This window comes from Actinokineospora bangkokensis (genome assembly GCF_001940455.1).
Lineage (GTDB): Bacteria > Actinomycetota > Actinomycetes > Mycobacteriales > Pseudonocardiaceae > Actinokineospora > Actinokineospora bangkokensis.
This window is the reverse complement of sequence record NZ_MKQR01000007.1, coordinates 254,714-281,149: the sequence shown is the minus strand read 5'-3', so window position 1 is coordinate 281,149 and position 26,436 is coordinate 254,714. Positions and strand designations below refer to the sequence as shown.

Here is a 26,436-nt window from a genome sequence, read left to right as displayed (position 1 = left end):
CCTGGATCAGACCACGGACAGCTGGACGTCGATGTTCCCACGGGTGGCGTTGGAGTACGGGCACACCTGGTGCGCCTTCTCCACCAGCTCCTGCGCGACCTCCTCCGGCACACCCGGGATGCTGACGGTCAGCGCCACGGCCAGCCCGTAGCCGCCGCCGTCGATCGCGCCGATGCCGACGGTGGCATCCACCCGCGACCCGTCCACGTCCACCTTGGCCTGCCGCGCGACGACCTGCAACGCGCCGTGGAAGCACGCGGAGTACCCGGCGGCGAACAGCAGCTCCGGGTTCGGCTTGTCCCCACCGGGCCCGCCCATGGACTTGGGCACGGCCAGGTCGAAGTCCAGCACCCCGTCCTCGGACCGCACGTGCCCGGACCGCCCCCCACCGGTGGCGGTGGCCTTGGCCTCGTAGAGCGCCTTCACGTCTGCCTCCTGCGTCTTCTCGTCGTGCTCGACACCGTCGACGTTACCGCCGAGTTCAGTTGCGCACAACTCAATCGCCTGTGACCGGCAGCACCCGCCGCAGGAACCCCTCCGTCACGCTCAACCGCGCCTGGTTCCCCAACGACCCCTGCGCCCCCGTGTCGTACGCGTGGTTGGCGAAGGGCAGCGCCACCGAGGTCACCGCCACCCCGCCCCGCCGCGCCACGTCCACGAACCGCCGCACCCCCACCGCGGGCACCACCACGTCATCATCCGGCGAGATCACCAACGTCGGCGGCGCCTGCGCGCTGACCACCGCCTCCCCCGACAACGCCCGGTACCGCTCCGGCACCTCCGCGGGCGTCCCCCCGAAGTACGCCCGACCAAGCCTGCGCGTGTCCGTGGCCAGGGAGTCCCCGAACGCGTAACCGTTCTCGTAGCCGCCCACCGGATCCACAGCCGGGTACTGCACCGCCACCGCACCCACCCGCGGCACCTGCCCACCGCACGACGAAACAGCCTTCCCCTGCGCAGCCAGGTAAGCGGTGGTCACAGCCAACTGTCCCCCCGCCGAATCCCCCAACAACGCCACCCGCCCACCATCAGCCCCCCACCCCGGCGCCCGCTCCACAGCCCACCGCAACGCACACCCGACCTGCGGCCCCGCGACGTCCCAGGTGTGCAGCTCGTCCGTGGCCAACGTGTACTCGACGCTGACAACCGTCCACCCGCGGTCAGCGAACCACCGCATGTCCTTCCCTCTGTCCAGTTCGGACCCCGCAACCCACCCCCCACCGTGCACGTAGACCAGCAGGGACGAATTCGCCGCCGAGGACCGGTACACAGCAGCACGAAGCTCCTGCCCACTCGGCGTCGTGGTGTAGACGGTGTGCTCGTCGGGAGCGGTGTTGGTGGAGGGGTTGGGGAACATCGCCAGGAGCGGGTTGATGGACCCACCGGCGTTGGTCGTGGCACTCCAGAACAACCCGCAGATCACCAGAGCGGCCGCAGTCCCCACACCGCTGACCCCCGCCAACACAGCCCCCACCCGCCGAAAGCGCTTGCGCACCAACAAAGCCGCACCGATGACGACCAGCCCCACCACAACCGAAGGCGCAGCGGTGGTAGCGGCCACGGCCGTCCCCACATCGCCCAACAACCCCAACCCGGGCAAGAACGCCCCCACCGCCAACAGCAGCAATCCCACCGCGAACCAGGCAACCACCACAGTGCCCACAACCGCCCACACACCTCGCCGCATCACCTCCCCATCGTGAGCGACTGAAACCATCCCCGCACAGCGAACCCCGCGACCGGGCCGACAACCGGGTCAGCCAGGTTCGAGCAGCCACATCCCGACCAGGCTCCGCACGACCCGCTGCACGGCAGCGGCCCCCGGGAGCGGTGCTCCCGGGGGCCGCGCGCGCCGACGGTCAGAAGTTGATCATGTGACCGGCGAGGCCGTGGACGGCTTCCTTGACGGCTTCGCCGAGGGTGGGGTGGGCGTGGACGTTGCGGGCGACCTCGTGGACGGTGAGGTCCCACTGCTGGGCGAGGGTGAGCTCGGGGAGCAGTTCGGTGACGTCGGGGCCGATGAGGTGGGCGCCGAGGAGTTCGCCGTGGGTGGTGTCGCTGATGAGCTTGACGAAGCCGCCGGGGTCGGCGAGGCCGTGGGCCTTGCCGTTGGCGGTGAAGGGGAACTTGGCGACCTTGACGTCGAAGCCCTTCTCCCTGGCCTGGGCCTCGGTGTAGCCGAAGCTGGCGACCTGGGGCTGGCAGTAGGTCGCGCGGGGGATCATCACGTAGTCCAGCTCCATGGTCTCCGCGCCCGCGATGGTCTCGGCGGCGACGATGCCCATCGACTCCGCGGCGTGGGCGAGCATGAGCTTGGCGGTGACGTCGCCGATGGCGAAGATGTGCGGGACCGAGGTGCGGCAGCGGCCGTCGACGTCGATGGCGCCGCGCTCGGTGAGGGCGACGCCGGTCTTGTCCAGGCCGTAGCCCTCGACGCGGGGCTGGAAGCCGATGGCCTGCATGACCTTGTCGGTCTCCAGCACCTCCTCCTTGCCGCCCTTGGACACCGTGACGCGGACCTTGTCGCCGGAGTCGTCGATCTTCTCCACGCGGGTGCCGGTGCGCACGTCGATGCCCAGCTTGCGGTAGCGGCGGGACAGCTCCTTGGAGACCTCCTCGTCCTCCAGCGGCACCACGCGGTCGAGGAACTCGACGATGGTGACCTGCACGCCGTAGTTGTGCAGCACGTAGCCGAACTCGACGCCGATGGCGCCCGCCCCGGCGATGACGATGCTGCCCGGCAGCTCGGAGGCGAGGATCTGCTCCTCGTAGGTGACCACGCGCTCGCTCAGCGAGGTGCCCGGCAGCAGCCGGGTGGTGGCGCCCGCGGCGATGATGGCGTGGGAGAAGGTGACGGTCTCGGTGCCGCCGGAGCCCAGCTGGACCTCGATGGTGTTGGCGTCGGTGAAGCTGCCGCGGCCCTCGAACTGGGTGATCTTGTTCTTCTTCATCAGGTAGTGCACGCCCTTGACCCGGCCGTCGGCGACCGAGCGGCTGCGGGTGAAGGCGGCGCCGTAGTCGAACGTGACGCCCTCGGCGCCGCGGATGCCGAACGCGTCGGCCTCCCGGGTCACCAGGTGGGCGATCTCGGCGTTGCGCAGCAGGGCCTTGGACGGGATGCACCCGACGTTGAGGCAGACCCCGCCCCAGTACTTCTCCTCGATGATGGCCGTGGACAGCCCGAGCTGGGAGGCGCGGATCGCCGCGACGTACCCGCCGGGTCCAGCGCCGAGGACGACCACGTCGAAGTGTGTGCTCATGGCCCCCACACTATTCCGGCGCGGGCCCGCTCCCCCGCCCGGCACCGCCCCCGACCTGCCGGGTCGGGCGCGGCGCGCACGGCGGGGTGGGGCCGGTCACGCGCGCCCCGGGGGCGTTCAGCCCCTACCCGCGGGTAGCCACGCCGAGCCGCCCACGCGGGCGGCCGGGACGACCACGGCGGCGGGCCGCCGCCGGTCCGCGCCGTCGAGGAGCACCTGCACCTGGCGGGCGGCGGCCGCGTCGGCCACCCCGGTCGCGGGCAGCCGGTGCACGGGCAGGGCCGCGTCGACCTCGACATCGGCGGTGCCGGTCCCGGGACCGACGAGCACCAGCCCGGCGACGGTGCCGGGGAACTCCGCCGCGAGGCGGACGGCGATGTCCACCAGCGCGGCGTCGGCGACCAGGTGCGCCCGCGAATTGCGGTCCGCCAGGGTCTCCAGGACGTCCTCGATGCGGTGCAGCTCCCCCACCACCCCGCTGGGCACGGCGCACCACGCCAGCTGGAAGTGGCGCTCCAGCGGGCGCCAGGCACCCGGCAGCTCGTGCGGGCGCCGGTCCTGCGCGGCCAGCACCACCGCGGCCGGGCCGGAGTCGGGCCCGCGCCACAGCGGGGTCGCGGGGATCAGCTCGGGGGTTCTCGCCACCTGGTCCTGCACATCAACCTCCTGATTTCGCCCACCCTGGAGGGGGCGTACCCAGGTTGGGTGGGTTCAATCACCCACCCGGGTCGACCAGTGGCGCATCTCGCACCCGGGTCAGGCCGTCGGCGGCTGCTCCAGGACCGCGAAGTTCAGGTGCCCCTCGGCGTCCTGCTGGACGTCGAGCACCTTGTCGTCGAGCAGGTCGGCCGCGCCCGGCTCCAGGAACACGTTCGCCTGGGGCTTGGGGCTCACCACCTGGTCGCCGTCCACCGGCGCGGGGGCCAGCGCGACCGCGAGCGGCGCGGCCCCGTCGTGTTCCGGCTGGACCAGGGTGAACCGCAGCCCACCCTCGTCGGCGATGCCGTCCTGCCTGGTCAGCGCGCTGATCGCGTCCGCTGCCGCCTCTGTGACCGCCAGCATCCTCTGGCTCCTCTCCGTGTCGACCGGGGCGCCGTTGCCCCTCCCGTCGCGTCATCGGTCTCGGTCGTGCGCCTTGCCCGGCCCACCGTACGCAGGTCCCACCCCGCCCGCCGGGCGGTCGGGGTCCACCCGGCTTGCCCCCTCCTCGCCGTGATCTTTAGAGTGGGGCCGAGCGGTTGAGCAAGCAGCCGCAGCGCGCCCGGTCCGGATCCACCCGGTCCCGGCGCTCGCGCGAAGCGAGTAGCTGCGAGTTGCCCGACCCGCACCCGCGTCGGCTGTCCCCGACGCGCCCTCCTCGCCCGCGCGAACCCCTGCAGGAACCGGGATGAGCCAGGAGGAGCGAGGATGGGCAGCGCGGTGCGAAGACCGCCGTCGTGCGGTGGAGGGCGCCGGTGACGCCCGACCACGACGGCCGGATCGCACAGCTGCGGTCCGAGCTGGACGGTCTGCGGCGCGCCCTGCGGACCCGGGCCACCATCGAGCAGGCCATGGGCGTGCTGGTGGTGCTGCGGCGGTGCTCACCCGGCGAGGCGTTCGAGGCCCTGGTGCGGCTGTCGCAGCAGTACAACACCAAGCTGCACCGGATCGCGCACCTGGTCGTCGGCATGTTCGCCGAGCCGGGCGCCGAGCCGCTGGAGGCCTACCTGCGGCGCACCACCGCGGGTGACGAGCCCGCGCCGGAGGACGACGCCGACGCCATGCGCCCCGACGAGGGGTTGCTGGCGGCGGTGCGCGCGCTGGCCGCCGCGGGTGAGCCGGGTACCCGCGAGCAGGCGGCGCACGAGCTGTACCGGCTGCTGCTCGACCGCGGCTGGGTCCCGCCGTACGAGGTGCTGGGCCCGATGGCGGGCGAGCCGGAGCCACCGGGCTGAGCGGGCGGGCGCACCGGGCGCCCGCGCGCGCCGGGTTAGGTTGGGGGCGGGCCGCACAGGCGCGGCCCGGGGAGAACCGGATGGGAGTCCGAAGCGATGACCGACAGTGAGCACCGGGTGGCCGGGGGCAGCACCGAGGCCGGGTCCGCGTTCGCCCCGGCCGTCGACGACCGCATCCGCGTGCGGCTGGCCGCCGACCTGGCCAACCTGCCGGTCGTGCGGTCGGTGGCGGGCACCGTGGCGGCCCTGCTCGACCACGACATCGACGCCATCTCCGACCTCAAGCTCGCCGTCGACGAGGTGTGCTCGACCCTGATCACCCGGGCGCGGCCGGGGGCGGCGCTGGAGTGCTCGTTCGCCCGCGACGGCGACCTGGTCCGGGTCGAGGCGTGGGTGCCGACCGGGGAGCCGGTGTCGGTGGACACCTCCTCGTTCGGGTGGAAGGTGCTGACCACGCTCACCGACGAGGTGGACTCCTGGTCCGGGCCCGGTCGCGACGGGGAACCCCAGTTGCGCATCGCCATCGCCCGCGGCCGGACGGGGGGCACCCCGTGACGCCCAGACGCGAGGAGCACAGGAGCAGCGGGCCCGGCGACGGCGGGCAGGTCCCGGAGGAGCAGAACGGGCACGAGTACACCCACCTGGCACCGGTGTTCGCCCAGCTCGCGGAGCTGCCCCCGGGCGACCCCCGGCGCGACCCGCTGCGCGAGCGCCTGGTCACCGGGCACCTGCCGCTGGCCGAGCACATCGCCACCCGCTTCGCCCACCGCGGCGTGGCGCGCGACGACCTGGTGCAGGTCGGCACGGTGGGGCTGATCAACGCCGTGGACCGGTTCGACCCCGGCCGCGGGATCGACTTCCTGTCCTACGCGGTGCCGACGATCATGGGCGAGGTCCGCCGGTACTTCCGGGACACCGCCTGGTCGGTGCGGGTGCCCCGGCGGCTCAAGGAGCTGCACCTGACGATCTCGGCGGCGGGCAACGAGCTGTCCCAGCGGCTCGGGCGCGCGCCGACGCCCAGCGAGATCGCCGAGCACCTGTCCATCCCCAAGGAGGACGTCTACGAGGGCCTGGAGGCCGGGCAGGTCTACCAGTCGGTGTCGCTGGACGAGGCGCTGTCCTCCAGCGAGCCGGACTCCGACCCGCTGGCCGACACCTTGGGCGAGGACGACGCGGCGCTGCTGGGCATCGAGGACCACGAGTCGCTGCGGCCGCTCATCCAGCGGCTGCCCGAGCGCGAGCGCACGATCCTCATGCTGCGCTTCTTCAAGAACATGACCCAGACGCAGATCGCGGAGCGGATCGGCGTCTCGCAGATGCACGTGTCCCGGCTGCTGTCGAAGACCCTCGAAGCCCTGCGCACGGGGCTGGTGGAGGAGCCGGACCAGGGCTGAGGCGCCGGGGCGGCCGGGGCCGGTCGGCGCGGGTGCGGGGGACCGCGGGTCAGCGCGGGGGTCAGGAGGCCTTGGCCGCCCGGTTCCTGGCGGCGTAGGCGGCGCGGCGCTCGGCCTCGTCCATCCCGCCCCAGATGCCGTAGGGCTCGATCACCGTCAGCGCGTGCTCGCGGCACTGGGCGAGCACCGGGCAGGCGCTGCAGATCTCCTTGGCGGAGCGCACCCGCGCGGCCCTGGCCTGCCCGCGCTCGGCGTCCGGGTGGAAGAAGCGCGCGCTGTCCATCCCGCGGCACGCGCCGCGCCGCTGCCAGTCCCAGGTGTCGGCAACCGGTCCGGGCAGGCGAGAGACGTCGCTCATGGGGGCTCCCCTCGTGGCTGGTTGACCCGGTGGTACCCGAGCGGTTGCGCGGTCAAACGAGGTGTGCAGAGAATTCTCGGTGGGCTGCTGAACAGGACTTTTGCCCTGCTCGGGGCCGAACCGGCGACAGCGGCGGAGCGAGCCGCCCTGGAGGGTGACGTGGCGCGACCGATTTGGCACGGAGCGATCAACTTCGGCCTGGTGACGGTGCCGGTGGACATGTTCGGCGCCACCGAGGACCACACCATCAGCTTCCGGCAGTTCGAGCGCGGCACCTCCGACCGGATCCGGTACAAGCGGGTCAACGAGCGCACCGGCGAGGAGGTCGCCTACGCCGACATCGTCAAGGGCGCCGAGGTCGGCGGCGGCGAGTACGTGATCGTCGAGCCGGACGAGCTGGACCGGATCGCCCCCGGGCGCTCGCGCACGATCGACATCTCCAGCTTCGTCGCCCTGGAGGAGATCGACCCGATCCACTTCCAGAAGACCTACTGGCTGGCCCCCTCCAAGGACGAGTACGGCAAGGCCTACTCGCTGCTGCTGCAGGCCATGCGCAAGACCGGCCGGGCGGGCATCGCCAGCTTCGTGATGCGCGGCAAGGAGTACCTGACCGCCATCCGCGCCGGTGAGGACCTGCTCATCCTCACCACGCTGCTGTTCGCCGAGGACATCCGCGACCCCGCCCAGGAGCTCAAGTCGATGCCGGAGGTGTTCCCGGCGCGCGGCAAGGAGCTGGACATGGCGGTCAACCTCATCGACTCGATGACCGACGAGTGGGACCCGGACAACTACCACGACACCTACACCCAGCGCGTCGAGCGGCTCATCGAGGACAAGCGCAAGGGCAACGAGGTCGTCGCCGAGGAGGAGCCCGCCGCGCCGACGAAGGTGGTGGACCTGTTCGAGGCGCTGAGCAAGAGCGTGGAGAGCAGGCGCAAGCGCCGCTCGGGTGGGGACCAGGGCTCGTCCGGGTCCGCCGGGTCGTCCCGCTCCCGGGGCCGGTCGAAGGCCCCGGAGGTGGACCTCGGTGCGCTGAGCAAGGCGGAGTTGGAGAAGATGGCGCGCGAGCTCGACATCAAGGGCAGGTCCAAGATGACGAGGGACGAACTGCAGGAGGCCGTGGCCGCCGGAGGGCGGCGCGCGTCGTGAACGGGAGGGTGGCGCAGGTGCGCGGGGAATGCCCGGATTGCGCGGTCGGCTTGGCCCACTGCCACGGGACGCTGCTGGTGGCGGGTACCGGGGTCGTGGAGTGCAGCGACCCCGAGTGCGAGGACCTCGACGAGGCGGTGCACCCCCTCGTCCTGCGGCTGGCCGCCGCCGACCGGGCCACCGCCCGCGACCGCCGCGCGTCCTGACCCCGGGCCCCGGCCGGGCGCTCAGGCGGGTTCGGTGCCGGGGTGGTGGGTGCGCTGGTGCGGGACCGGGTCGCCGAGGGTGGCTTCGAGGACCGAGCGCAGCCAGGCGCGCAGGCCGGGGTGGGTCTCCAGGGCCACGCGGGCCGGTTCCGGGGCGCGCGGCAGCCGCGGGACGTCGCCGGGGTCGAGGTCGGCGAGCAGGTCGCGGACGGCCCTGTGGTAGTCGAGCACGAGGGCTTGGCGCAGGTCGGCCCTGGCGTGCTCGTCGAGGTCGGCCCAGGCGGCCAGCAGGGCCCGGCGGGCGCGGTGCACCCCCAGGGTGAAGCGGGTCGCCGTCGCGGGCTCGATGCGCTCCTGCGCCAGCAGCGCCCGCACCACCGCGTGCGCGGGCGCGTCCACCTGCTCGACGACCTGCCGCACGAGGTCTCCCTCGTCCCCCACGACCCCGCCCCCTTCCCTGCCGCGACCGGACCGGGCGTGGATCGTAACCACGCGCGGCGGCGCCGGAACAGGACAAGAGGTGGACAACCGCACGCGGTCGCCCGGACGGCGTAACGCCCTTTGTGGACGCGCGGGACGCGCGGCACCCGTTGGCGCGCAGCGGTTCGCGGTGGTCCGCCGCGCGGTCAGCACTCGATGACGTTGAGGGCGAGGCCGCCGCGCGCTGTCTCCTTGTACTTGGTGTGCATGTCGGCGCCGGTCTGGCGCATGGTCTTGATGACCTTGTCCAGGTGCACCACGTGGGTGCCGTCGCCGCGCAGGGCCATCCGGGAGGCGTTGATGGCCTTGGTGGAGCCCACGGCGTTGCGCTCGATGCACGGGATCTGCACCAGGCCGCCGACCGGGTCGCAGGTGAGCCCGAGGTGGTGCTCCAGGCCGATCTCGGCGGCGTTCTCCACCTGCGCGACCGTGCCGCCGAGCACCGCGGTCAGCCCCGCCGCGGCCATCGCGCACGCGGAGCCGACCTCGCCCTGGCAGCCGACCTCGGCGCCGGAGATGGAGCCGGTCTCCTTGAGCACCACGCCGATCGCGGCGGCGGTGAGCAGGAAGTCCACCACGCCGTCGAGGGTCGCCACCGAGACGAACCGGGTGTAGTAGGTCAGCACCGCCGGGATGATGCCCGCGGCGCCGTTGGTGGGGGCGGTGACGACCCGGCCGCCGGAGGCGTTCTCCTCGTTGACGGCCAGGGCGTAGAGGGTGACCCAGTCCATGACGTAGAGCGGGTCGTCGGTGCCGTCCTCGGCGAGCAGCTTCGCGTGCAGCGCCTTCGCCCTGCGCGGCACCTTCAGCCCCCCGGGCAGCACGCCGTCGCGCTCGCACCCGGCCTCGATGCACTCGCGCATCACCCGCCAGATGTCGAGCAGCCCGGCCCGCACCTGCTCCTCGGTGCGCCAGACCAGCTCGTTGGCCAGCATCACCTGCGCGATGGTGAGGTCGTGGGCGCGGCAGTGCTCCAGCAGGTCGGCGCCGGAGCGGAACGGGTAGGGCACCGGGGTGGTGTCGGCGGAGATCACCGGCCCGCCCGCGGCGTCCTCGTCGAGGACGAACCCGCCGCCGACGGAGTAGTAGGTCCGCTCGGCCAGCGGCGCCCCGGCCGCGTCGAAGGCGGCGAAGGTCATCCCGTTGGGGTGCAGCGGCAGCGCGCGGCGCCGGTGCAGGACGAGGTCGTCGTCCTCGGTGAAGGCGATCCGGTGCGCGCCGAGCAGGGCCAGTTCGCCGCGGGCGCGGATGGCGGCGACCCGCTCGGGCACCGCGGCGGTGTCGACGTCCTCCGGCCGCTCCCCCTCCAGGCCCAGCAGCACGGCCTTGTCGCTGCCGTGGCCGTGCCCGGTGGCCCCGAGCGAGCCGAACAGCTGCGCGCGCACCCGCGCCACCCGGTCGAGCAGCCCGGCGTCGCGCAGCCCCTCGGTGAACATCAGCGCGGCCCGCATCGGCCCCACGGTGTGCGAGCTGGACGGCCCGATGCCGACGCTGAACAGGTCGAAGGCGCTGACCGCCACGACGTACCTCCTGGCTCCGCGGTGGTGGGCGGGGACCGGGTCGCGGTCCCCACCCCACCTGGTCGGCCCCGCTCGGGTGGAGCGGGTGCCCGTGGACCCGCGCGGTCGCGCGGGCCGGTGGCTCGGGCCTGCCCCGGGGTGGCGGCAGGGTCGTGCGCGCGCCGCCGGGGGCGGCGCGGGGTCCCGTCAGCCCAGCTCGGGGTAGAGCGGGTGGCGGGCGGTGAGGGCGGCGACGCGGCCGCGCAGGGCCGCCGCGGCCTCGTCGTCGAGCTCGGGGCCCGCGGTGAGCGCGGTGGCGATGACGTCGGCGACCTCGGCGAAGTCCTCGCCGGTGAAGCCGCGGGTGGCCAGCGCCGGGGTGCCGATCCGCAGGCCGGAGGTGACCATCGGCGGGCGCGGGTCGAACGGCACGGCGTTGCGGTTGACCGTGATGCCGATGTCGTGCAGGCGGTCCTCGGCCTGCTGGCCGTTGAGCGCGGAGCCCACCAGGTCGACCAGGACCAGGTGCACGTCGGTGCCGCCGGTGGCCACCTTCACGCCCGCCTCGGCGCAGTCGGCCTGGGCGAGCCGGTCCGCCAGGACGGTGGCGCCCTCCAGGACGCGCTTCTGCCGCTCGGCGAACTCGGCCGAGGCGGCGATCTTGAACGCCACGGCCTTGGCCGCCACCACGTGCTCCAGCGGGCCGCCCTGCTGGCCGGGGAACACCGCGGAGTCGACCTTCTTGGCCAGCTCCTGCTTGCACAGCACGACGCCGCCGCGCGGGCCGCCGAGGGTCTTGTGCGTGGTGGTGGTCACCAGGTCGGCGTGCGGCACCGGGCTGGGGTGCAGCCCCGCGGCCACCAGGCCTGCGAAGTGCGCCATGTCGACCAGCAGCTTGGCGCCCACCTCGTCGGCGATCCGGCGGAACTCCGCGAAGTCGAGCTGCCGCGGGTAGGCCGACCAGCCCGCGATCACCAGCGAGGGCTTGCGCTCGTGCGCCAGCCGCTCGACCTCGGCCATGTCGACCAGGCCGGTCTCCCGGTCGACGTGGTAGGCGGCCACGTCGTAGAGCCTGCCGGAGAAATTGATCTTCATGCCGTGCGTGAGGTGCCCGCCGTGGGCCAGGTCCAGGCCCAGGATGGTGTCGCCGGGCTTGAGCACCGCGGCCATCGCCGCGGCGTTGGCCTGCGCGCCGGAGTGCGGCTGGACGTTGGCGTGCTCGGCGCCGAAGAGGGCCTTGACCCGCTCGCGGGCCAGGTCCTCCACCACGTCGACGTGCTCGCAGCCGCCGTAGTAGCGCTTGCCGGGGTAGCCCTCGGCGTACTTGTTGGTCAGCACGGAGCCGTGCGCCTCGAGCACGCCCAGGGGGGCGAAGTTCTCCGAGGCGATCATCTCCAGGGTGTCGCGCTGGCGGTGCAGCTCGGCATCGATCGCGGCGGCGACCTCCGGGTCGACCTCGGCCAGGTGCTGGGAGAAGGTGCTCACCGGGCTCATTCCCCCGACTCGGTGGTGAAGGCGTCGTAGCCCGCGGCGTCGAGCAGGCCCTCCGGCGTGCCGTCCACCCGGACGCGGAAGAGCCAGCCGTCGCCGAACGGGTCGAGGTTGACCAGCTCGGGGTTGTCCACCACGGCCTCGTTGATCTCCACGACCTCGCCGCCGACCGGGGCGTAGAGGTCGCTGACGGACTTGGTGGACTCGATCTCGCCCAGCGGCTCGCCCGCGGTGGCGCGCGCGCCGACCTCGGGCAGCTGCACGAAGACCACGTCACCCAGGGAGTCGGCGGCGTACTTGGTGATGCCGACCGCCGCGGCGGTGGTGTCCGCGAGGTCGATCCACTCGTGCTCCTGGGTGTAGGACAGGTTCTGCGGGTTGGTCATCTCGTCCTTCGATCTCTGGTGCCGGTCGTCGCAGTGCTGTGCTCGGGCTGTCGGGGGGAGGTCGCGCGGGTCAGGCGCGCCGGTAGAAGGGCAGCGCGACGACCTCGACCGGCAGTTCCTTGCCGCGCAGGTCGACCGCGAGGGTGGTGCCGGGGGCGCTGTGGGCCACCGGCACGTAGGCGAGGGCCACCGGGTGCCCCAGCGTGGGCGACAGGGCGCCGCTGGTGACCGAGCCGATGACCGCGCCGGAGCTGTCGTGCACGGGGTAGCCGTGCCGGGGTGCGCGCCTGCCCTCGGCCCGCAGGCCGACGAGCACCTGCTCCGGGACGTCGGCGTCGCGGCGGCGCTCCAGGGCCGCGCGGCCGACGAAGTCGCCCTTGTCGAACTTGACCACCCGGCCGAGGGCGGCGTCGAACGGGGTGAGCGCGGCGCTGAGCTCGTTGCCGTAGAGCGGCATGCCCGCCTCCAGGCGCAGCGTGTCGCGGCAGGCGAGCCCGGCGGGGACGAGGCCGTGGCCCTGCCCGGCCTCGGTGAGCGCGGCCCACACGTCGGTGGCCTGCTCGGCGGGGACGTACAGCTCGAACCCGTCCTCGCCGGTGTAGCCGGTGCGGGCGAGCAGCACGTCGTGCCCGGCGGCGGTGGCCGGGACGCTGGCGTAGTACTTCAGCGCGCCCAGGTCGGCCCCGGTGACCGCCGCGACGACCGCGGCGGAGGTGGGCCCCTGGACGGCGATGAGGGCGGTGGCCGCGGACCTGTCGACGACCTCGACGTCGAAGCCCGCGGCCCGCTCGACCAGGGCGCCCGCGACGGTCGCGGCGTTGGAGGCGTTGGCCACCACCAGGAAGCGGTCCTCGGCCAACCGGTACACCACCAGGTCGTCGAGCACCCCGCCCTCGGCGTTGACCACCATCGTGTACCTCGCGCGCCCGGGCGCCACCGCCGACAGCTTGCCGACCAGGGCGTAGTCCAGCGCCTCGGCGGCCTGCGGGCCGGTCAGCTCGATCTCGCCCATGTGGCTGAGGTCGAACAGGCCCGCCGCGGTGCGGACGGCCTTGTGCTCGGCCAGCTCGCTGCCGTAGCGCAGCGGCATCGCCCAGCCCGCGAAGTCGGTGAAGGAGGCGCCCAGGGCCTCGTGCACCGCGTGCAGGGGGGAGGGTGTGCTCATGGGGGTGTCCGTTCTCCTCGGGCGTGACGACCGGCGCGGGCCGGGGCGGGCGGGTAAGCAGATGGGCTGGCGGGCGGGCGGGTGGGTGGGGCGCTCAGGCTGGCGGTGTGCGCCCAGCCTGGCACGGGCGTCCGGCGGCGGGCAGCTCGGAACCCCGACCTGGGGACAGGTCGGGGTGAACGGTGTCCCGGCGGGACGGGGATGGGGGCTGGGCGGGCACGGTGGCCTGGCGGACGGGCATTCGGGAGTTCCTCCGGACGTGCGCGGACTGGGAACTCCCCCTCTGTCATGGGACCTGAGAGCTTCACCGCGACCCCGGGGTGCGACCGGTGGCCCGCGGCTTGCACCGTGGGTGGGGCGCCCTGGGGCGCCCGCTTTCCAGAGTGGCCTGGCCAGGGGCGGTAGCTGTACCTGAGAGATTGGCGGGGAGCTTGCTCCTTCGGTGCCCCCGGTGCTGCTGGGGGCTCTCCCGTCCCGGCTCGTGGCGGCCCGATCTTCGCTTGTGCGGCCCACCTAACCAGCCGCGGCCCGCGCAGTCCAGCCCGGCGCGCGCGGTGGGCGCGCGCTCAGTCCAGGCGGAAGCCGAACGGCAGCTCCAGCCGGTGCGCGGCGAGCAGCGCGGAGTCGGCGAGCAGGTCGCGGGTGGGGCCGTCGGCGACCACCACGCCCCCGTCGACCAGCACGCTGCGCGGGCACAGCTGCAGGGCGTAGGGCAGGTCGTGGGTGACCATCAGCGTCGTGCGGTCCAGGGAGAGCAGCACCTCGGCCAGCTCCCGGCGGGCCACCGGTTCCAGGTTCGCCGACGGCTCGTCGAGCACCAGCACCTCGGGGTCGCAGGCGAGCACCGTGGCCAAGGCCACCCGGCGGCGCTGCCCGCCGGACAGGTGCAGCGGTGAGCGGTCGGCGTGCTCGGCCATGCCGACCGCGGCCAGCGCCGCGGCCACCCGCTCGTCGAGCTCGGCGCCGCGCAGGCCGAAGTTGGCCGGGCCGAAGGCCACGTCCTCGCGCACGGTGGGCATGAACAGCTGGTCGTCGGGGTCCTGGAAGACGATGCCGACCCGGCGGCGGACCTCCTTGAGGTTCTTGCGCTCCACCGCCAGCCCGCCCACCGAGACCGACCCGGCGCCCGGGGTGTGCACGCCGTTGAGGTGCAGCACCAGGGTGGTCTTGCCCGCGCCGTTGGGCCCCAGGACGGCCACCCGCTCGCCGGGCTCCACCCGCAGGTCGATGCCGAAGAGGGCCTGGTGGCCGTCGGGGTAGGCGTAGGCGAGGCCTTCGACGAGCAGGGCGGGCGTCACCCCCACAGTGTGGCCCCCAGGACCGCGGCGGCCCCCAACGCGGGGGCCAGGCCGAGCAGCCAGGTGCGCGGGGCCGCCGCGCCCCCGGCGTCGGGCATCGCCCCGGTCCAGCCGCGCGACACCATCGCCAGGTGCACCCGCTCGCCGCGCTCGTAGCTGCGGATGAACAGCGTGCCGACGGCCTTGGCGGTGGCGCCGACCTGCCAGAGGAAGCGCGGGTCGTGCCCGCGGCAGATGCGGGCGACGCGCATCCGCCGCGCCTCGGCGGTGATCACGTCGAGGTAGCGCAGCATGAGCGTGGCGATGGTGGTGACCAGGCTGGGCACCCGCAGCCGCTGCAACCCCACCAGCAGGTCGCGCGGGGTGGTGGTGGCGGCGAGGGTGAGCGAGACCAGCACGCCCAAGGTGCCCTTGACCAGGATGTTCCACCCGGTGAGCAGCCCGGTCTCGGACACGGTGACGCCCAGCAGCCGCGTGCTCGGCCCGCCCGCCAGGAACGGCAGCGCCAGGGCCAGCACCACGAACGGCGCCTCGATCAGCGCGCGCTTGGCCAGCCAGTGCGGGGGGATGCGGGCGACCGCCCACACCCCCGCCAGCACCAGCAGGTACAGCCCGAACGCCCAGAACTCCGTGCGCGGGGTCGACACCACGCAGAGCACCACCACCAGCGCCGCCACGAGCTTGACCTGCGGCGGCAGCCGGTGCACTGGGGTGTCGCCGGGCCGGTGCAGCAGGTGCGCGTGTCCCGCCCCCACCGGCTACTCCTCGCTCGGACGCCTGCGCAGCACCCAGAACAGGCCGAAGGCGACCGCCAGGGTGAGCACCACGCCGATCACGCCCGCGACCCCGGACAGCCCCTCGTCGCCGCCGACCGAGTAGTCCGCGAGCGGGCTGTCGGACAGGGCGTGCTCCCGGGCGCCCTGGGCGATGCAGTTGCCGGTCAACTGCTCACCGTCGGGCCCCTCGGTGACCTGGCAGCCCTGGAGGGTGGCGTGGTCGAGGCCGTCGGGGCTGGGGTCGGCGAAGTAGGACACCCCGCCCGCGAGCACGAGGGCGACCAGCAGGAAGCCGAGCAGGAACCGGGTGTTGCGCTTGGCCGTGGTGCTCATGCCGCCGCCTTCCCGCGCAGCTCCAGCGGCTTGGCGGTGCCGCGCAGCAGGTAGACCAGGTCGGGGCGCACGGCCGCGACGGCGCCGACGGTGAGCGCGGTGATGACGCCCTCCCCGATGCCGATGAGCACGTGCACGCCGAGGATGGTCGCCGCCACGGTGCCCAGGTCGAACGCCGCGTCGCCGCCCAGGGCGAACTCCAGCACGAAGCCCAGCGCCGCCACGACGGTGTTGACCAGCGCGGCGGTGAAGGCGACCAGGACGAGGCCGGTGCGGCCCCTGGCGGCGACCCGCTTGAGCAGCAGGGCGGTGCCGAACCCGGCGGCGGTGCCGATCAGCGCCATGTTGGTGATGTTGGCGCCGAGCGCGGACAGCCCGCCGTCGGAGAACACCACGGCCTGCACGACCAGCACGATCGACACGCACAGCGCGCCGACCCAGGGCCCGACCAGGATGGCGGCCAGGGCGCCGCCGAGCAGGTGCCCGGACACGCCCGCGAGCACCGGGAAGTTGAGCATCTGGGTGGCGAAGACGAACGCGGCGACCAGCCCGGCCATCGGCGCGGTGCGGTCGTCGAGGTCGGCGCGCGCCCGCACGGCGGCGACGCCGACGCCGACCACGGCCACGCCGAGGAACAGCAGGGTCGTCGGCGAGTTGAGCAGGCCGTCGCTCATGTGCATGGCGACCGAGGTGGTCATGGCACCTCCGGGGGCGGGGTGGGGACGTACCCGGTGAGCCTATTGCGCATGGGGTGCTAACGCCATTCCCCTGCAACAGCACACCGCGTGCAGCCGGTCACGCCCCCACCGGCGCTCAGAACCGGATCAGCGTGCGCCCGCCCCTGCCCTGCCGCATGTCCTCGAACGCCTGCTCCACGCCGTCGAGGTCGGTGACGGTGGTGACCAGGCCCGACACGTCCAGCTCGCCGCTGGCCACCAGGTCGAGCAGGCGCGGGACGTCGACCTCGGGGTCGGTGGAGCCGAACAGGCACCCGGTGAGGCTGCGGCCCATCCAGTACAGCTCCAGCGCGGAGAACTCCACCACCGCCTTGGCGCTGCCCGCGCCGACGACCACGACGTGCCCGCCGCGCCTGCTCGACGACCAGGCGGTGCGGATGGTGGCCGGGATGCCGACGCACTCGAAGGCCACGTCGGCGCCGCGCCCGCCGGTGAGCTTGCGCACCTCCTTGGGCGTGGTGTCGGCGGAGACGAGGAAGTGCGTGGCGCCCTGGGCCACCGCCAACTCCTCCTTCTCCGCGTGCACGTCGACGGCGATGATCGGGCTGGCGCCCGCGATCCTGGCCGCTTGCAGCACCGAGAGGCCGATGCCGCCGACGCCCACGACCACCACGGCCTGCCCCGGGCGCACCTGGGCGGTGTTGAACACCGCGCCCGCGCCGGTGAGCACGGCGCAGCCCAGCACGGCCGCCTGCTCCAGCGGGATGTCGGCCGGGATCTTCACCGCGCCGCCCTCGGGCACGATCGTCTCCTCGGCGAACGCGCCCGCGCCCAGGCTGGGGTACAGCGGCGTCCCGTCGGGCAGCGAGCCGTGCGCCACGGTCGCGGCGTCGCCGTTGCGCGCGCACAGCCACGGCTCGCCGTTCTCGCAGAACCAGCACTCCCGGCACGGCGGCGCCCAGTTGAGCAGCACGTGGTCGCCGGGGGCGACCTTGGTGACCCCCTCCCCCACGGCCGTGACGACGCCCGCGCCCTCGTGGCCGAGCACGGCGGGCACCGGCTGCTTGAGCGTGCCGTTGGACAGCGACAGGTCGGAGTGGCAGACGCCCGCCGCCGCCACCTTGACGCGCACCCGGCCGGGGCCGGGCTCGGGCAGGTCGATGTCGACGACCTCCGTCGGCTTGCCCTGCTCGGTGAGCACTGCGGCCCTGACCATGTCGCTCCTCAACGGTGGGGTCGAACTGGGGTGGGGTCCAACTGGGGTGGGGTACCAGGAGACTGGCACGGGGGCGGGGCGGCCGCCAGGGGTGGCCGCCCCGCTGTGGGCTGGGCCGCAGCGGGGGTCTCCGACGCCGCGGGGGTGGGTGTCAGCCGAGCGTGCCCGAAACGCTGGCGTGCCCCTTGAGCAGGTTGCGCGCGATGGTGCGGCGCTGGATCTCGTCGGTGCCCTCGTAGATGCGCAGCAGGCGCAGCTCGCGGTACCAGCGCTCCACCGGCAGCTCGCGGGTGTAGCCCATGCCGCCGTGGATCTGCAGGACCCGGTCGACGATCTCGTTGGCCTTGACCCCGCCGTAGAGCTTGGCGATGGACTGGTGGTGGCGGGAGTCCACGCCCGGCTGGTCGACCAGCCACGCCGCGTGCAGCACCAGCCAGCGCAGCGCCTCGATCTCCACGGCCGAGTCGGCCAGCATCCACTGGATCGCCTGCCGGTTGGCGATCGGCTCGCCGAAGGTGACGCGGTTGTTGGCCTGCTCGATGGCCATCTCGACCAGCCGCTCGCAGGCGCCGAGGGCGCGCGCGGGCAGCATGTACCGGCCGCGGCCGATCCACTTCATCGCCAGCGCGAAGCCGCCGCCCACCTCACCGAGGACGTTCTCCCGCGGCACGCGCACGTCCTCGAAGACCAGCGCGGCCGGGCCCCACTCGCCCATGGTGTCGATGTGCTCGCTGCGCCAGCCCATGTCGCGGTCGACCAGGAAGCAGGTGACGCCGCCGTTGGCGCCCTTCTCCTTGTCCGTCACGGCGAACACCATCGCGAAGTCGGCCTCGTTGCCGCCGGTGATGAAGGTCTTCTCGCCGTTGATCACCCAGTCGGTGCCGTCCTGGCGGGCCGCGGTGCGGATGTTGCGCGCGTCGGACCCGGCGCCGGGTTCGGTGATGGCGAAGCAGGAGCGGCGCTCGCCGGACAGCGTCGGCAGCAGGTAGCGCTGCTTCTGCTCGTCGTTGGCGTGGTAGAGGATGTTGTCGGCGTAGCCGCCGAAGCGGAACTGCACGAAGGAGCGGCCCAGCTCGGCCTCCAGCAGCGCGGACATGACCGCGCTCAGCCCCATGCCGCCGTACTCCTCGGGCGTCTGCACGCCCCAGAACCCGGACTGCTTGGCCTTGTCCTGCAACTCCACCAGCTCGTCGTGGGTCAGCCCCGGCTGGTGCGCGCGCTCGCGGCGCAGCACCTCCTGCTCCAGGGGCATGACCTCCTTGCGGACGAAGGTCCGGACCCAGTCGCGGACCTGCGCCTCCTCCTCGCTGAGCGAGAAATCCATCCCGTCCTCCTTGTCAGGCGAAGGCGTTGACGCCGGTGAGCGCGCGGCCGATGAGCAGCTTCTGGATCTGGGTGGTGCCCTCGTAGAGGGTCATCACGCGCGCGTCGCGCAGGTACTTCGACACGGGGTACTCGTCGAGGTAGCCGTACCCGCCGAACACCTGGATCGCCAGGTTGGCCGCGGCGACGGCGTTCTCGCTGGCGTGCAGCTTGGCCATCGAGGCCGCGGTGCCGAAGGGCAGGCCGCGCTCGATGAGGTCGGCCACCCGCCACACCAGCAGCCGCGCGGCGTCGGTGCCGACGGCCATGTCGGCCAGCATCTCCTGCACCAGCTGGTAGGAGGCGATGGGCTTGCCGAACTGGGTGCGCTCCTTGGCGTACTGGACCGAGGCCTCCAGCGCGCCCTTGGCCAGCCCGACGCAGCCCGCCGCGACCGACATCCTGCCCTTGTCCAGCGCGGACATGGCGATCTTGAACCCGACGCCCTCGTCGCCGAGGCGGGCGCTCGCGGGCACCCGCACGCCGTCGAGCACCAGCTCGCCGGTGGACTGCCCGCGCAGGCCGAGCTTGCCCTTGATCTCCCGGTGCTCGAAGCCGGGCGCGTCGGTGGGCACCAGGAACGCGCTGACGCCCTTGGGACCGGGGCCGCCGGTGCGGGCGAAGACCAGGCTGACGTCGGCCCAGGTGCCGTTGGTGATGAACATCTTCGAGCCGGTGATGACGTACTCGTCGCCCTCGCGCACGGCCCGGGTGGACAGGTTGCCCGCGTCCGAGCCGGTGTCGGGCTCGGTCAGGCCGAAGCAGGCCAGCGACTCGCCGCTGCACAGCCGGGGCAGCCACCGCTGCCGCTGCTCCTCGGTGCCCCACTTGTGGATCGACTTGCCGACCAGCCCCAGCGAGACGCTGACGATGCCGCGGATGGCCGAGTCACCCCGACCCAGCTCCTCCATCACCAGGCAGTAGGACAGGTTGTCCCCGCCGGAGCCGCCGTACTCCTCGGGGATGGTCATGCCGAGGAACCCGACGGCGCCGAGCTTGGCGACGATCCCGCGGTCGACCTGCTCGCGCCGGTCCCAGTCCCGGGAGTTCGGCACGACCTCGCGGTCGATGAAGTCGCGGGCGAGGTCCCACAGGGCCTGCTGCTCGTCGGTGAGGGACAGGTCCACCACAACTCCCTGGCGTCATCGCTGCTGGACGGGCGCACCGCACAAACCAAACGGTGTTAGGTTAAGCCAGGATAGGATGACCCGCGACCGCGGGGCAACACCGCGCGGCAGTGACCCGGGAGACACACGTGCCCCGTCCGACGACCCCCCTGCTGAGCCGGGAGCGCATCCGCGCCACGGCGCTGGCGCTGGTCGACGCCGACGGCCTGGACGCGCTGTCGATGCGCAGGCTCGCCGCGGCGCTGGGCGTGCAGGCGGCGTCGCTCTACAGCCACTACCGCACCAAGGACGAGCTGCTGCAGGACGTGGCGGACGCGGTGATGTCCGCTGTGGACGTGTCGGACTTCGCCGGGGTCGACTGGCGGGCGGGCCTGCGGACCTGGGCGCGCTCCTACCGCGCGGCGCTGGCCGCGCACCCGAACCTGGTGCCGGTGCTGGCGTCGGGGCCCGCCCGCCGGGAGACCGCGCTGGCCCGCGCGGACGCGGTGCACGGCGGGCTGGTGCGCGCGGGCTGGCCGCCCCGCTACGCCACGATGATCGGCGCGTCGACGAAGTACCTGGTGCTGGGCGCGGCGATGTCGTCGTTCTCCCGAGGCTTCGAGGACGACGTGCAGGTCTACGTCGACCGGTACCCGCACCTCGACCAGGCGCACCGGCTGCGCGAGCACGCCGACGAGATCGACGCCGACAGCTTCGACCTGGCCCTGGAGGCGTTCGTGGCCGGGCTGGCCCAGCTGCGCGCGACCCTGGGCTGACCGCGACCCTGGGCTGACCGCGACCCCGGGCTGACCGCGGGCCTCAGCCCACCCCGGCGCCGTGCAGGGTCACCCAGCGCTGCATGGAGTACTCGACCATCGTGATCAGCGTCTGCTTGACGCTGTCGCGGTCGCGGGCGTCGCAGGGCACGATCGGCACCTGGGGCGGGATCGCCAGCGCCTCGCGCACCTCCTCGACCTCGTGGTCGAGCACGCCGTTGAAGCAGTTGAGGCCCACCACGTAGGGCAGCTCGCGCTCCTCGAAGAAGTCGATCGGGCTGAACGAGTCGGCCAGCCGCCGGGTGTCGGCCAGCACCACCGCGCCGATGGCCCCGCGCACCAGGTCGTCCCACATGAACCAGAAGCGCTGCTGGCCCGGGGTGCCGAACAGGTACAGCACCAGGTCCTCCTCCAGCGACACGCGCCCGAAGTCCATGGCGACCGTGGTGGTCTGCTTGTCCGGGGTGGCGGAGGTGTCGTCGATGCCGGTGCTGGCGCTGGTCATCACCGCCTCGGTGGTGAGCGGGACGATCTCGGACACCGCGCCGACGAAGGTGGTCTTGCCCGCGCCGAACCCGCCCGCCACGACGATCTTGACCGAGGTGAGCGCAGGCGCCGCGGTGCCCTCGGCACCGCCGGGGCCGTCAAAGCCGACGGAGTCCACTGAGAACCCTTTCCATCAACACCAGGTGCGCGCGGTTGGCGCCCCCGGCCGCTGTCTTGTGCACGACGACCAGGCCCAGCTGGGCCATGTCCCCCAGCAGGACCTTGGCGACCCCGAGCGGGGCGCCCATCAGGGTGGCGACCTCCGCGACCGAGCGCGGGTCGCGGCACAGCACGGCGATCTCGCGGTGCTCGGACTCGGCGAACGCGGCGGCGTCGGCGGTGCGCTCGCCGGTGGAGACCATCGTCTCCACCCGCAGGTCGAACGCCGAGCGGGTGCGCCCCCTGGTCCAGGCGTAGGGCCGCACGATGGCGGTGGTCTCGGCGGCGACCGGCTCGCAGGCCTCGACCCGGGGCCACTCCGGCTCCACCCGCAGCACCCCGCGCTCACCGACCGGGGCGGCCGGGGGCGGCGCGGGCACCTCCTCGGCGGGGCGCTCGGCGTGGTGGCCGAGGGTGAACCCGTTGAGCACGTCCGCGAAGCCCCGGTCCGGCAGCTCGGCCATCACGCGGGCTGCCGGACCAGCCGACCGGACGAGCCCTGCAGCGCCGCCCGCAGCTCCGGGGTCAGAATCTGGCCCACCCGGTCCACCAGCAGCGTCATCTCGTAGGCGACCTGGCCGATGTCGCAGGTCGGGGCGGCCAGCACGGCCAGGCAGGAGCCGTCGCTGATGGCCATCAGCAGCATGATCCCGCGCTCCATCTCGACCACGGTCTCCTTGACCGCGCCCGCCTCGAAGCAGCGGGCCGCGCCCTGGGTGAGGCTGATCACCCCGGAGGCCACCGCCGCCAGCTGGTCGGCGCGGTCGACCGGGAGCCGGGCCGAGGAGGTCAGCAGCAGGCCGTCGGCGGAGACGACCACGGCGTGCGCGACGCCGGTGACCCGCTCGGCGAACTCGTTGACCAGCCACCCGAACTGGCTCGGCTTCGGCTGTGCGCTCGTCATGTGCTCGTGCTCCTCGGCGGGTCGGGTTCGGGGTTCCGGGACATCGGCGGGGACGTCGTCGGGGTGGGCTCGCGGGGCGGGGGTGGCGCCGGGGGTCGGCGCATCAGCCCCACCCCCGGTCCGGGTCCTGGGCGGGCTCGGGGCGGCGCGACAGCGACTCGCGGCCGCGGCCGATGCCGCGTTGCAGGCTGCCCAGCCGGGTGCGCAGCGCCGCGGCGTCGCGCTCCATCACCGGTCCGGGCGCCGGGGCGGGCGCGGGGTCGAGGCTGCCGGGCAGCAGCCGCTGGCGCGGGGTGCGCCGGGGCAGCCCGGTGTCGGCGACCTCGGCGGGCGGGGTGTCCGCGCTGATCCGGAACCCGGCGCCGGTGAGGTCCGGCCCGGCGGGCTCGGGGGCGGCGTGCGCGGGCCCGGCGTGGTGGGCCCCGCGCGCCCGGTGCACCCCGCGCTGGTAGCTCGACAGCCGCTGCCGCAGCTCGGCGGCGTTGCGGGAGCCGATCGGGGCGCCCGGGGGCACCTCGGAGGAGGGCCGGTCGATGCTGCCGGGCACCAGGTTGCGGCGCGGTGTGCGGCGCGGCAGGCCGGTGCCGGTGAAGTCCTCCGGCGCGGTGTCCGCGACCGCCTGGGCGGTGCTGAACCCCTGGTCGGCGGCGAAGTCCCAGGACCCGGTCGGCGGGGTGCGGACGTCGTCGGCGGAGCTGGCCGGGTCGTCGGTGACCGCGCGGAACCAGGCCGAGATCATCTCGTCGAAGATCGGCGTGGTCTCCTGCAGCGCCGCCGCGGGCGGGGCGCCGGGGGCGCGCTCCGGGGTGGTGTCCCACCACCCGGTCTGCTCGGCGGGGCTCGGTGCGAACAGGTGCTCGCCGGTGGCCTCGGCGCGCTGCCCGCCGGGTCGGCCCGCACCCTCCCGGCCCCGACCCTGCTGGCCCGCGCCCCGCTGGGCGTCGCCGCGCCTGGTGGAGCGCGGCTCGCGGCGCGGCAGCGGGACCTGCTCACCCGCGGGGCGGTCGGGCAGCGGCGGGCGCACGCTCGACCAGCCGGTCGCCTTGGGCTCCGGCGCGGCGGGCTTGTCCGCGGCCGGGGGCTGCTGCTGGTCGCCGCGGGCGTCGGACTCGCGCGGGGTGGGCACCTGCTCGGGCAGGGTCGCGCCGTCGCCACCGGCGGGCGTGCGGCGGGGCAGCCCGGAGCTGGTGGTGGGCGGGCCCGCCGGTGACCGGTGGGCACCGTTCACCCCGGACCCGTTGACGCGGGACCCGTTGGCGGCGCCGTTCACCGACCCCTTGGTGGCACCGTTGACCGAGCCGTTGGCGGTGCCGTTCACCGAGCCGTTCACCGCGCCGTTGGCGGTGCCGTTGGCCCGGGTGCCGTGGCCGTTGACCCGGGCCGCGCCCTCCGGCGCGGTCCGCCGCGGGGTGGCGGGCTTGAGGTCGGCGACGTTGGCGGTCACCAGGTCGGCCGGGATGACGACGGTGGCGCGGGTGCCGGACTGGTTGCCCGCGCGCAGCCGCACCTGCACCCCGTGCCGGGCGGCGAGGCGGCCCACGACGAACAGGCCCATCCGGCGCGCGGTGGAGCCGTCGACCGTGCCCGCGTCGGCCAGCCTGCGGTTGGCGTCGGACAGCTCGTCGTCGCGCATCCCGATGCCGCGGTCGACCACCTCGACCCGCACCGTGCCGCCCTCGGTGTGGTGGCTGGTGACGGTGACCTGGGTGGTGGGGGCGGAGAACGCGGCGGCGTTGTCCAGCAGCTCGGCCACCAGGCGGACGAGGTCGCCCACGGCGTAGCCGACGACGAGCACGCTCGGCGGGTCCTGGATGACGACCCGCTGGTACTGCTCGATCTCCGAGACCGCGGCGCGCAGCAGGTCGGCCAGCGGTGCGGGCTGCTGGGAGCGGCGCGCGGGCTCGCTGCCGGAGAGCACCATCAGGTTCTCGTTGTTGCGCCGCATCCGCGTGGCGAGGTGGTCGAGCTGGAACAGCGTGTCGAGCTGGTCGGCGTCCTCCTCGTCGCGCTCCAGCCGCTCCAGCAGGTGCAGCTGGCGCTGCACGAGGCCCTGGCTGCGCCGGGAGAGGTTGACGAAGACGCCGCCGTAGTGGGCCCGCAGCGCGGCCTGCTCGCCCGCCAACCGCAGCGCCTGCTCGTGCACCGCGTCGAAGGCGCGGGCCACCTGGCCCACCTCGTCGGCGGTGGGCACCGCGATGGGCTCGACCGCGCCGGGGTCGGCCACCCCGCCGTCGCGGATGCGGGCCACCTCGGCGGGCAGCCGGGTGCGGGCCACCTCCAGCGCGCCGCGGCGCAGCTCGGCCAGCGAGCGCAGGATCTGCCTGCCGATGAGCACGATCACCGCGGCGGCCAGCACCAGCGCCAGGATGAGCACCACCGAGGCGATCCCGGCGGCGTCGCCCGCGGCGTCCTGCAGCTCGTCGGAGCGGGCCTTGAGGCCCTGCCCGAGGGTGGAGCCCACGGCGCTGATCCGGCCGGAGGTCAGGTCGGAGGCGACGTCCCAGTCCCCGGCCGAGACCGGCAGCGCGGCCCCGGGGGCGGGCGGGGCGCTGCCGTCGCCGAGCACCTGGCGCAGCAGGTCGGCGCGGTTGCGGGCGGCGGGGATGGACAGCTCGCGCTCGTAGTCGGCGCGCTGGGCGTCGGTGGCCACCGCCCGGTAGGCGGCGTCGTGGTCGTCGAGGCGGGCCTGCGAGTCGCGCAGCGCGGCGAGGTCGGCGGCGGTGAGCCCGCCGCGGGCGATGCCGACGGCGACCTGCGCCCACTGGTAGCGCACCTCCTCCTGCACGGCGTCGAGCTCGTGCAGGGCGGCGGCGGTGCTCGCCAGCGCCTCGTCGGTGACCTCCTCGGCGGCGGCGCGGTCGAAGTCCAGCAGCGCGGCGGTGACCTCGGTGTAGCGGGCCAGCGCGGTGGCGCTGTCGACCTGGGCGGCGGCGACCGGGCCGCGCAGCTGGTCGAGGCGGCCGAGGGCGGTCTGCACGTCGGCGTAGCGGGCCCGGGTCACCGGGGAGGCGAAGTCCGCCTTGGCCACGGCCTTGCCCAACTGCTCGCGGGCGTACTGCACGCTCTGCCGCTCGCCCGCGGTGGCGCCGCCGACGTCGCCGTAGCCGCCGGTGAGCAGCACCGCGGACTTGGTGCGCTCGACCTGCACCCAGTTGAGCAGGCCGCGCAGCGCGTCGGTGACGGCGACGACCCGGTCCACGTCGCGGTAGGAGTCAGCCCGCTCGACCTGGTCGGAGATGCGCAGGGCGCCGAGCACGACGGCGAAGGCGACCGGCACCAGGATGACGGCGCCGAGCTTGACCGGGATGCCCCAGTCGCGCCAGCGGGTCAGCGCCTGCCAGGCGGTGCGCTCGCCGGCTTCCCCACCGGCGGCGCCGCGCCGCGGCCGGGGCCCGCGACCGGTCTCGGGTCGGGCGCCGGGACCACCGGGGTCCCGCGCGCCCCGCCGACTGCCCGCGGGCGGTGCGGTGGCGGTCACGTGCCCGCCCCCGCACCGCGGCCCGGGCGGGCCGATCGCGCGGCGGTCTCGCCTCGCCGCCGGAACAACACCATCACCGCGCCGCTCTCCTTCCACGGAAGACCTCGGACAGCACAGAGCACCACCGGGGGGCAATCACGCCGGGGCAACCACGGCCGGGTTCGCCGCCCTCAACGGACATCGGCGGTCCCAGCGGGAACTTGAGGCCGAACACTACCTCAATCCGGCGATTCGCCAAGTCTTCCCGACGCACCCCCGGCGACCAGCGAGAACGCGCGGCAAAGGGCGCCGGGAACAGTTTCGGAGCGGTGCCCGCCACCATCCCGACGGGCGTTTTCGTCACTCTGCGGAGATCAAATGGACTTGAGTCCCACGGTCGGGTGACCTCGTCCCCGGCGCCGAGACACCCCGGCGGCAGTGCAGGCCAGGCTGGCCTCACCTGGGGAAACCCCTGTTCACCGTCGCATCCGACCACCCGCGCCG

The 26,436-nt window shown here is 74.0% G+C and carries 28 protein-coding genes and 1 riboswitch; of the genes, 6 read left to right on the top strand and 22 right to left on the bottom strand.

The annotated features are described in order from the left end of the window. Positions 1-6: 6 nt before the first annotated feature. The 5 genes from BJP25_RS05615 to BJP25_RS05595 form a co-directional block, all read right to left on the bottom strand. Positions 7-426: an organic hydroperoxide resistance protein gene (locus tag BJP25_RS05615; RefSeq protein ID WP_075973687.1), complete on the bottom strand. Its 420-nt coding sequence runs from the start codon at positions 424-426 to the stop codon at positions 7-9. Positions 427-496: 70 nt separating this feature from the next. Further along, a complete protein-coding gene (locus BJP25_RS05610) occupies positions 497-1,663 on the bottom strand; it encodes an alpha/beta hydrolase (RefSeq protein ID WP_158075601.1) in 1,167 nt (388 codons plus the stop codon). Positions 1,664-1,859: 196 nt separating this feature from the next. Then, on the bottom strand, positions 1,860-3,260 hold the full coding sequence (gene lpdA, locus BJP25_RS05605; protein WP_075973685.1) for a dihydrolipoyl dehydrogenase: 1,401 nt from the start codon (positions 3,258-3,260) through the stop codon (positions 1,860-1,862). Positions 3,261-3,377: 117 nt separating this feature from the next. Then, complete coding sequence (locus tag BJP25_RS05600; RefSeq protein WP_075973684.1) at positions 3,378-3,917, bottom strand: hypothetical protein; 540 nt, start codon at positions 3,915-3,917, stop codon at positions 3,378-3,380. Positions 3,918-4,016: 99 nt separating this feature from the next. After that, the gene (locus BJP25_RS05595; RefSeq protein WP_075973683.1) at positions 4,017-4,322 is read right to left on the bottom strand and encodes an iron-sulfur cluster biosynthesis protein; all 306 of its coding nucleotides are present in this window, start codon (positions 4,320-4,322) and stop codon (positions 4,017-4,019) included. A gap of 392 nt (positions 4,323-4,714) precedes the next feature. On the opposite strand from BJP25_RS05595, the gene BJP25_RS05590 reads away from it, so the two are divergent. The 3 genes from BJP25_RS05590 to BJP25_RS05580 all read left to right on the top strand — a co-directional run bounded on the left by BJP25_RS05590 (position 4,715) and on the right by BJP25_RS05580 (position 6,588). After that, the gene (locus tag BJP25_RS05590) at positions 4,715-5,194 is read left to right on the top strand and encodes an ANTAR domain-containing protein (protein WP_075973682.1); all 480 of its coding nucleotides are present in this window, start codon (positions 4,715-4,717) and stop codon (positions 5,192-5,194) included. A 96-nt stretch (positions 5,195-5,290) separates the two neighbouring features. Continuing rightward, positions 5,291-5,749, top strand: a complete 459-nt coding sequence (locus BJP25_RS05585) for an ATP-binding protein (protein WP_075973681.1) — start codon at positions 5,291-5,293, stop codon at positions 5,747-5,749. Positions 5,750-5,835: 86 nt separating this feature from the next. After that, positions 5,836-6,588, top strand: coding sequence for a SigB/SigF/SigG family RNA polymerase sigma factor (locus BJP25_RS05580; protein ID WP_075974103.1), 753 nt, complete (start codon positions 5,836-5,838; stop codon positions 6,586-6,588). A gap of 61 nt (positions 6,589-6,649) precedes the next feature. Here the strand turns inward: BJP25_RS05580 and BJP25_RS05575 are convergent, their stop codons facing one another. Further along, positions 6,650-6,946 carry a WhiB family transcriptional regulator gene (locus BJP25_RS05575; protein WP_075973680.1) on the bottom strand — a complete coding sequence of 99 codons (297 nt, stop codon included), beginning with the start codon at positions 6,944-6,946 and terminating at the stop codon, positions 6,650-6,652. Between the two features lie 159 nt (positions 6,947-7,105). On the opposite strand from BJP25_RS05575, the gene ku reads away from it, so the two are divergent. Then, the gene (ku, locus tag BJP25_RS05570) at positions 7,106-8,095 is read left to right on the top strand and encodes a non-homologous end joining protein Ku (protein WP_075973679.1); all 990 of its coding nucleotides are present in this window, start codon (positions 7,106-7,108) and stop codon (positions 8,093-8,095) included. A gap of 17 nt (positions 8,096-8,112) precedes the next feature. Further along, complete coding sequence (locus BJP25_RS33080; protein WP_075974102.1) at positions 8,113-8,301, top strand: hypothetical protein; 189 nt, start codon at positions 8,113-8,115, stop codon at positions 8,299-8,301. Positions 8,302-8,322: 21 nt separating this feature from the next. On the opposite strand, the gene BJP25_RS05560 is transcribed toward BJP25_RS33080, so the two are convergent. From BJP25_RS05560 to BJP25_RS05505, 12 genes are all read right to left on the bottom strand, one after another. Continuing rightward, a complete protein-coding gene (locus tag BJP25_RS05560) occupies positions 8,323-8,742 on the bottom strand; it encodes a hypothetical protein (protein WP_143218888.1) in 420 nt (139 codons plus the stop codon). Between the two features lie 185 nt (positions 8,743-8,927). Further along, positions 8,928-10,301, bottom strand: coding sequence for an L-serine ammonia-lyase (locus BJP25_RS05555; RefSeq protein ID WP_075973677.1), 1,374 nt, complete (start codon positions 10,299-10,301; stop codon positions 8,928-8,930). Positions 10,302-10,487: 186 nt separating this feature from the next. Beyond that, positions 10,488-11,774: a serine hydroxymethyltransferase gene (locus BJP25_RS05550; RefSeq protein WP_198943350.1), complete on the bottom strand. Its 1,287-nt coding sequence runs from the start codon at positions 11,772-11,774 to the stop codon at positions 10,488-10,490. Beyond that, positions 11,771-12,157, bottom strand: coding sequence for a glycine cleavage system protein GcvH (gcvH, locus tag BJP25_RS05545; protein ID WP_075973675.1), 387 nt, complete (start codon positions 12,155-12,157; stop codon positions 11,771-11,773). The genes BJP25_RS05550 and gcvH overlap by 4 nt, the downstream gene beginning before the upstream one ends. Positions 12,158-12,227: 70 nt before the next feature. Next, positions 12,228-13,322 (bottom strand): glycine cleavage system aminomethyltransferase GcvT, encoded by a 1,095-nt coding sequence (gene gcvT, locus BJP25_RS05540; RefSeq protein ID WP_075973674.1) that lies wholly within the window; start codon positions 13,320-13,322, stop codon positions 12,228-12,230. A gap of 389 nt (positions 13,323-13,711) precedes the next feature. Beyond that, positions 13,712-13,804, bottom strand: a riboswitch (glycine riboswitch). Positions 13,805-13,888: 84 nt separating this feature from the next. Then, complete coding sequence (locus BJP25_RS05535) at positions 13,889-14,626, bottom strand: energy-coupling factor ABC transporter ATP-binding protein (protein WP_408607100.1); 738 nt, start codon at positions 14,624-14,626, stop codon at positions 13,889-13,891. Then, on the bottom strand, positions 14,617-15,375 hold the full coding sequence (cbiQ, locus tag BJP25_RS05530) for a cobalt ECF transporter T component CbiQ (RefSeq protein WP_075973673.1): 759 nt from the start codon (positions 15,373-15,375) through the stop codon (positions 14,617-14,619). Before cbiQ ends, BJP25_RS05535 begins: the two co-directional genes overlap by 10 nt. Positions 15,376-15,378: 3 nt before the next feature. Beyond that, the gene (locus BJP25_RS05525) at positions 15,379-15,729 is read right to left on the bottom strand and encodes a PDGLE domain-containing protein (protein WP_075973672.1); all 351 of its coding nucleotides are present in this window, start codon (positions 15,727-15,729) and stop codon (positions 15,379-15,381) included. Next, the gene (locus BJP25_RS05520) at positions 15,726-16,427 is read right to left on the bottom strand and encodes an energy-coupling factor ABC transporter permease (RefSeq protein WP_075973671.1); all 702 of its coding nucleotides are present in this window, start codon (positions 16,425-16,427) and stop codon (positions 15,726-15,728) included. Before BJP25_RS05520 ends, BJP25_RS05525 begins: the two co-directional genes overlap by 4 nt. Positions 16,428-16,542: 115 nt before the next feature. Continuing rightward, positions 16,543-17,622 (bottom strand): zinc-binding dehydrogenase, encoded by a 1,080-nt coding sequence (locus BJP25_RS05515; RefSeq protein WP_075973670.1) that lies wholly within the window; start codon positions 17,620-17,622, stop codon positions 16,543-16,545. Positions 17,623-17,773: 151 nt separating this feature from the next. Next, positions 17,774-18,946: an acyl-CoA dehydrogenase family protein gene (locus BJP25_RS05510; protein WP_075973669.1), complete on the bottom strand. Its 1,173-nt coding sequence runs from the start codon at positions 18,944-18,946 to the stop codon at positions 17,774-17,776. 13 nt (positions 18,947-18,959) lie between these two features. Next, complete coding sequence (locus BJP25_RS05505) at positions 18,960-20,111, bottom strand: acyl-CoA dehydrogenase family protein (protein ID WP_198943349.1); 1,152 nt, start codon at positions 20,109-20,111, stop codon at positions 18,960-18,962. 128 nt (positions 20,112-20,239) lie between these two features. Here BJP25_RS05505 and BJP25_RS05500 point away from each other — a divergent pair, with 128 nt between their 5' ends. Further along, on the top strand, positions 20,240-20,866 hold the full coding sequence (locus BJP25_RS05500) for a TetR/AcrR family transcriptional regulator (protein WP_075973667.1): 627 nt from the start codon (positions 20,240-20,242) through the stop codon (positions 20,864-20,866). A 43-nt stretch (positions 20,867-20,909) separates the two neighbouring features. Here the strand turns inward: BJP25_RS05500 and BJP25_RS05495 are convergent, their stop codons facing one another. From BJP25_RS05495 to BJP25_RS36085, 4 genes are all read right to left on the bottom strand, one after another. Further along, positions 20,910-21,530: a GTP-binding protein gene (locus BJP25_RS05495; protein ID WP_075973666.1), complete on the bottom strand. Its 621-nt coding sequence runs from the start codon at positions 21,528-21,530 to the stop codon at positions 20,910-20,912. Then, the gene (locus tag BJP25_RS05490; protein WP_075973665.1) at positions 21,511-22,035 is read right to left on the bottom strand and encodes a DUF742 domain-containing protein; all 525 of its coding nucleotides are present in this window, start codon (positions 22,033-22,035) and stop codon (positions 21,511-21,513) included. Before BJP25_RS05490 ends, BJP25_RS05495 begins: the two co-directional genes overlap by 20 nt. Next, positions 22,035-22,475 carry a roadblock/LC7 domain-containing protein gene (locus BJP25_RS05485; protein ID WP_075973664.1) on the bottom strand — a complete coding sequence of 147 codons (441 nt, stop codon included), beginning with the start codon at positions 22,473-22,475 and terminating at the stop codon, positions 22,035-22,037. The genes BJP25_RS05490 and BJP25_RS05485 overlap by 1 nt, the downstream gene beginning before the upstream one ends. 103 nt (positions 22,476-22,578) lie before the next feature. Continuing rightward, on the bottom strand, positions 22,579-25,953 hold the full coding sequence (locus BJP25_RS36085) for a nitrate- and nitrite sensing domain-containing protein (RefSeq protein WP_143218887.1): 3,375 nt from the start codon (positions 25,951-25,953) through the stop codon (positions 22,579-22,581). Between the last annotated feature and the right edge of the window lie 483 nt (positions 25,954-26,436).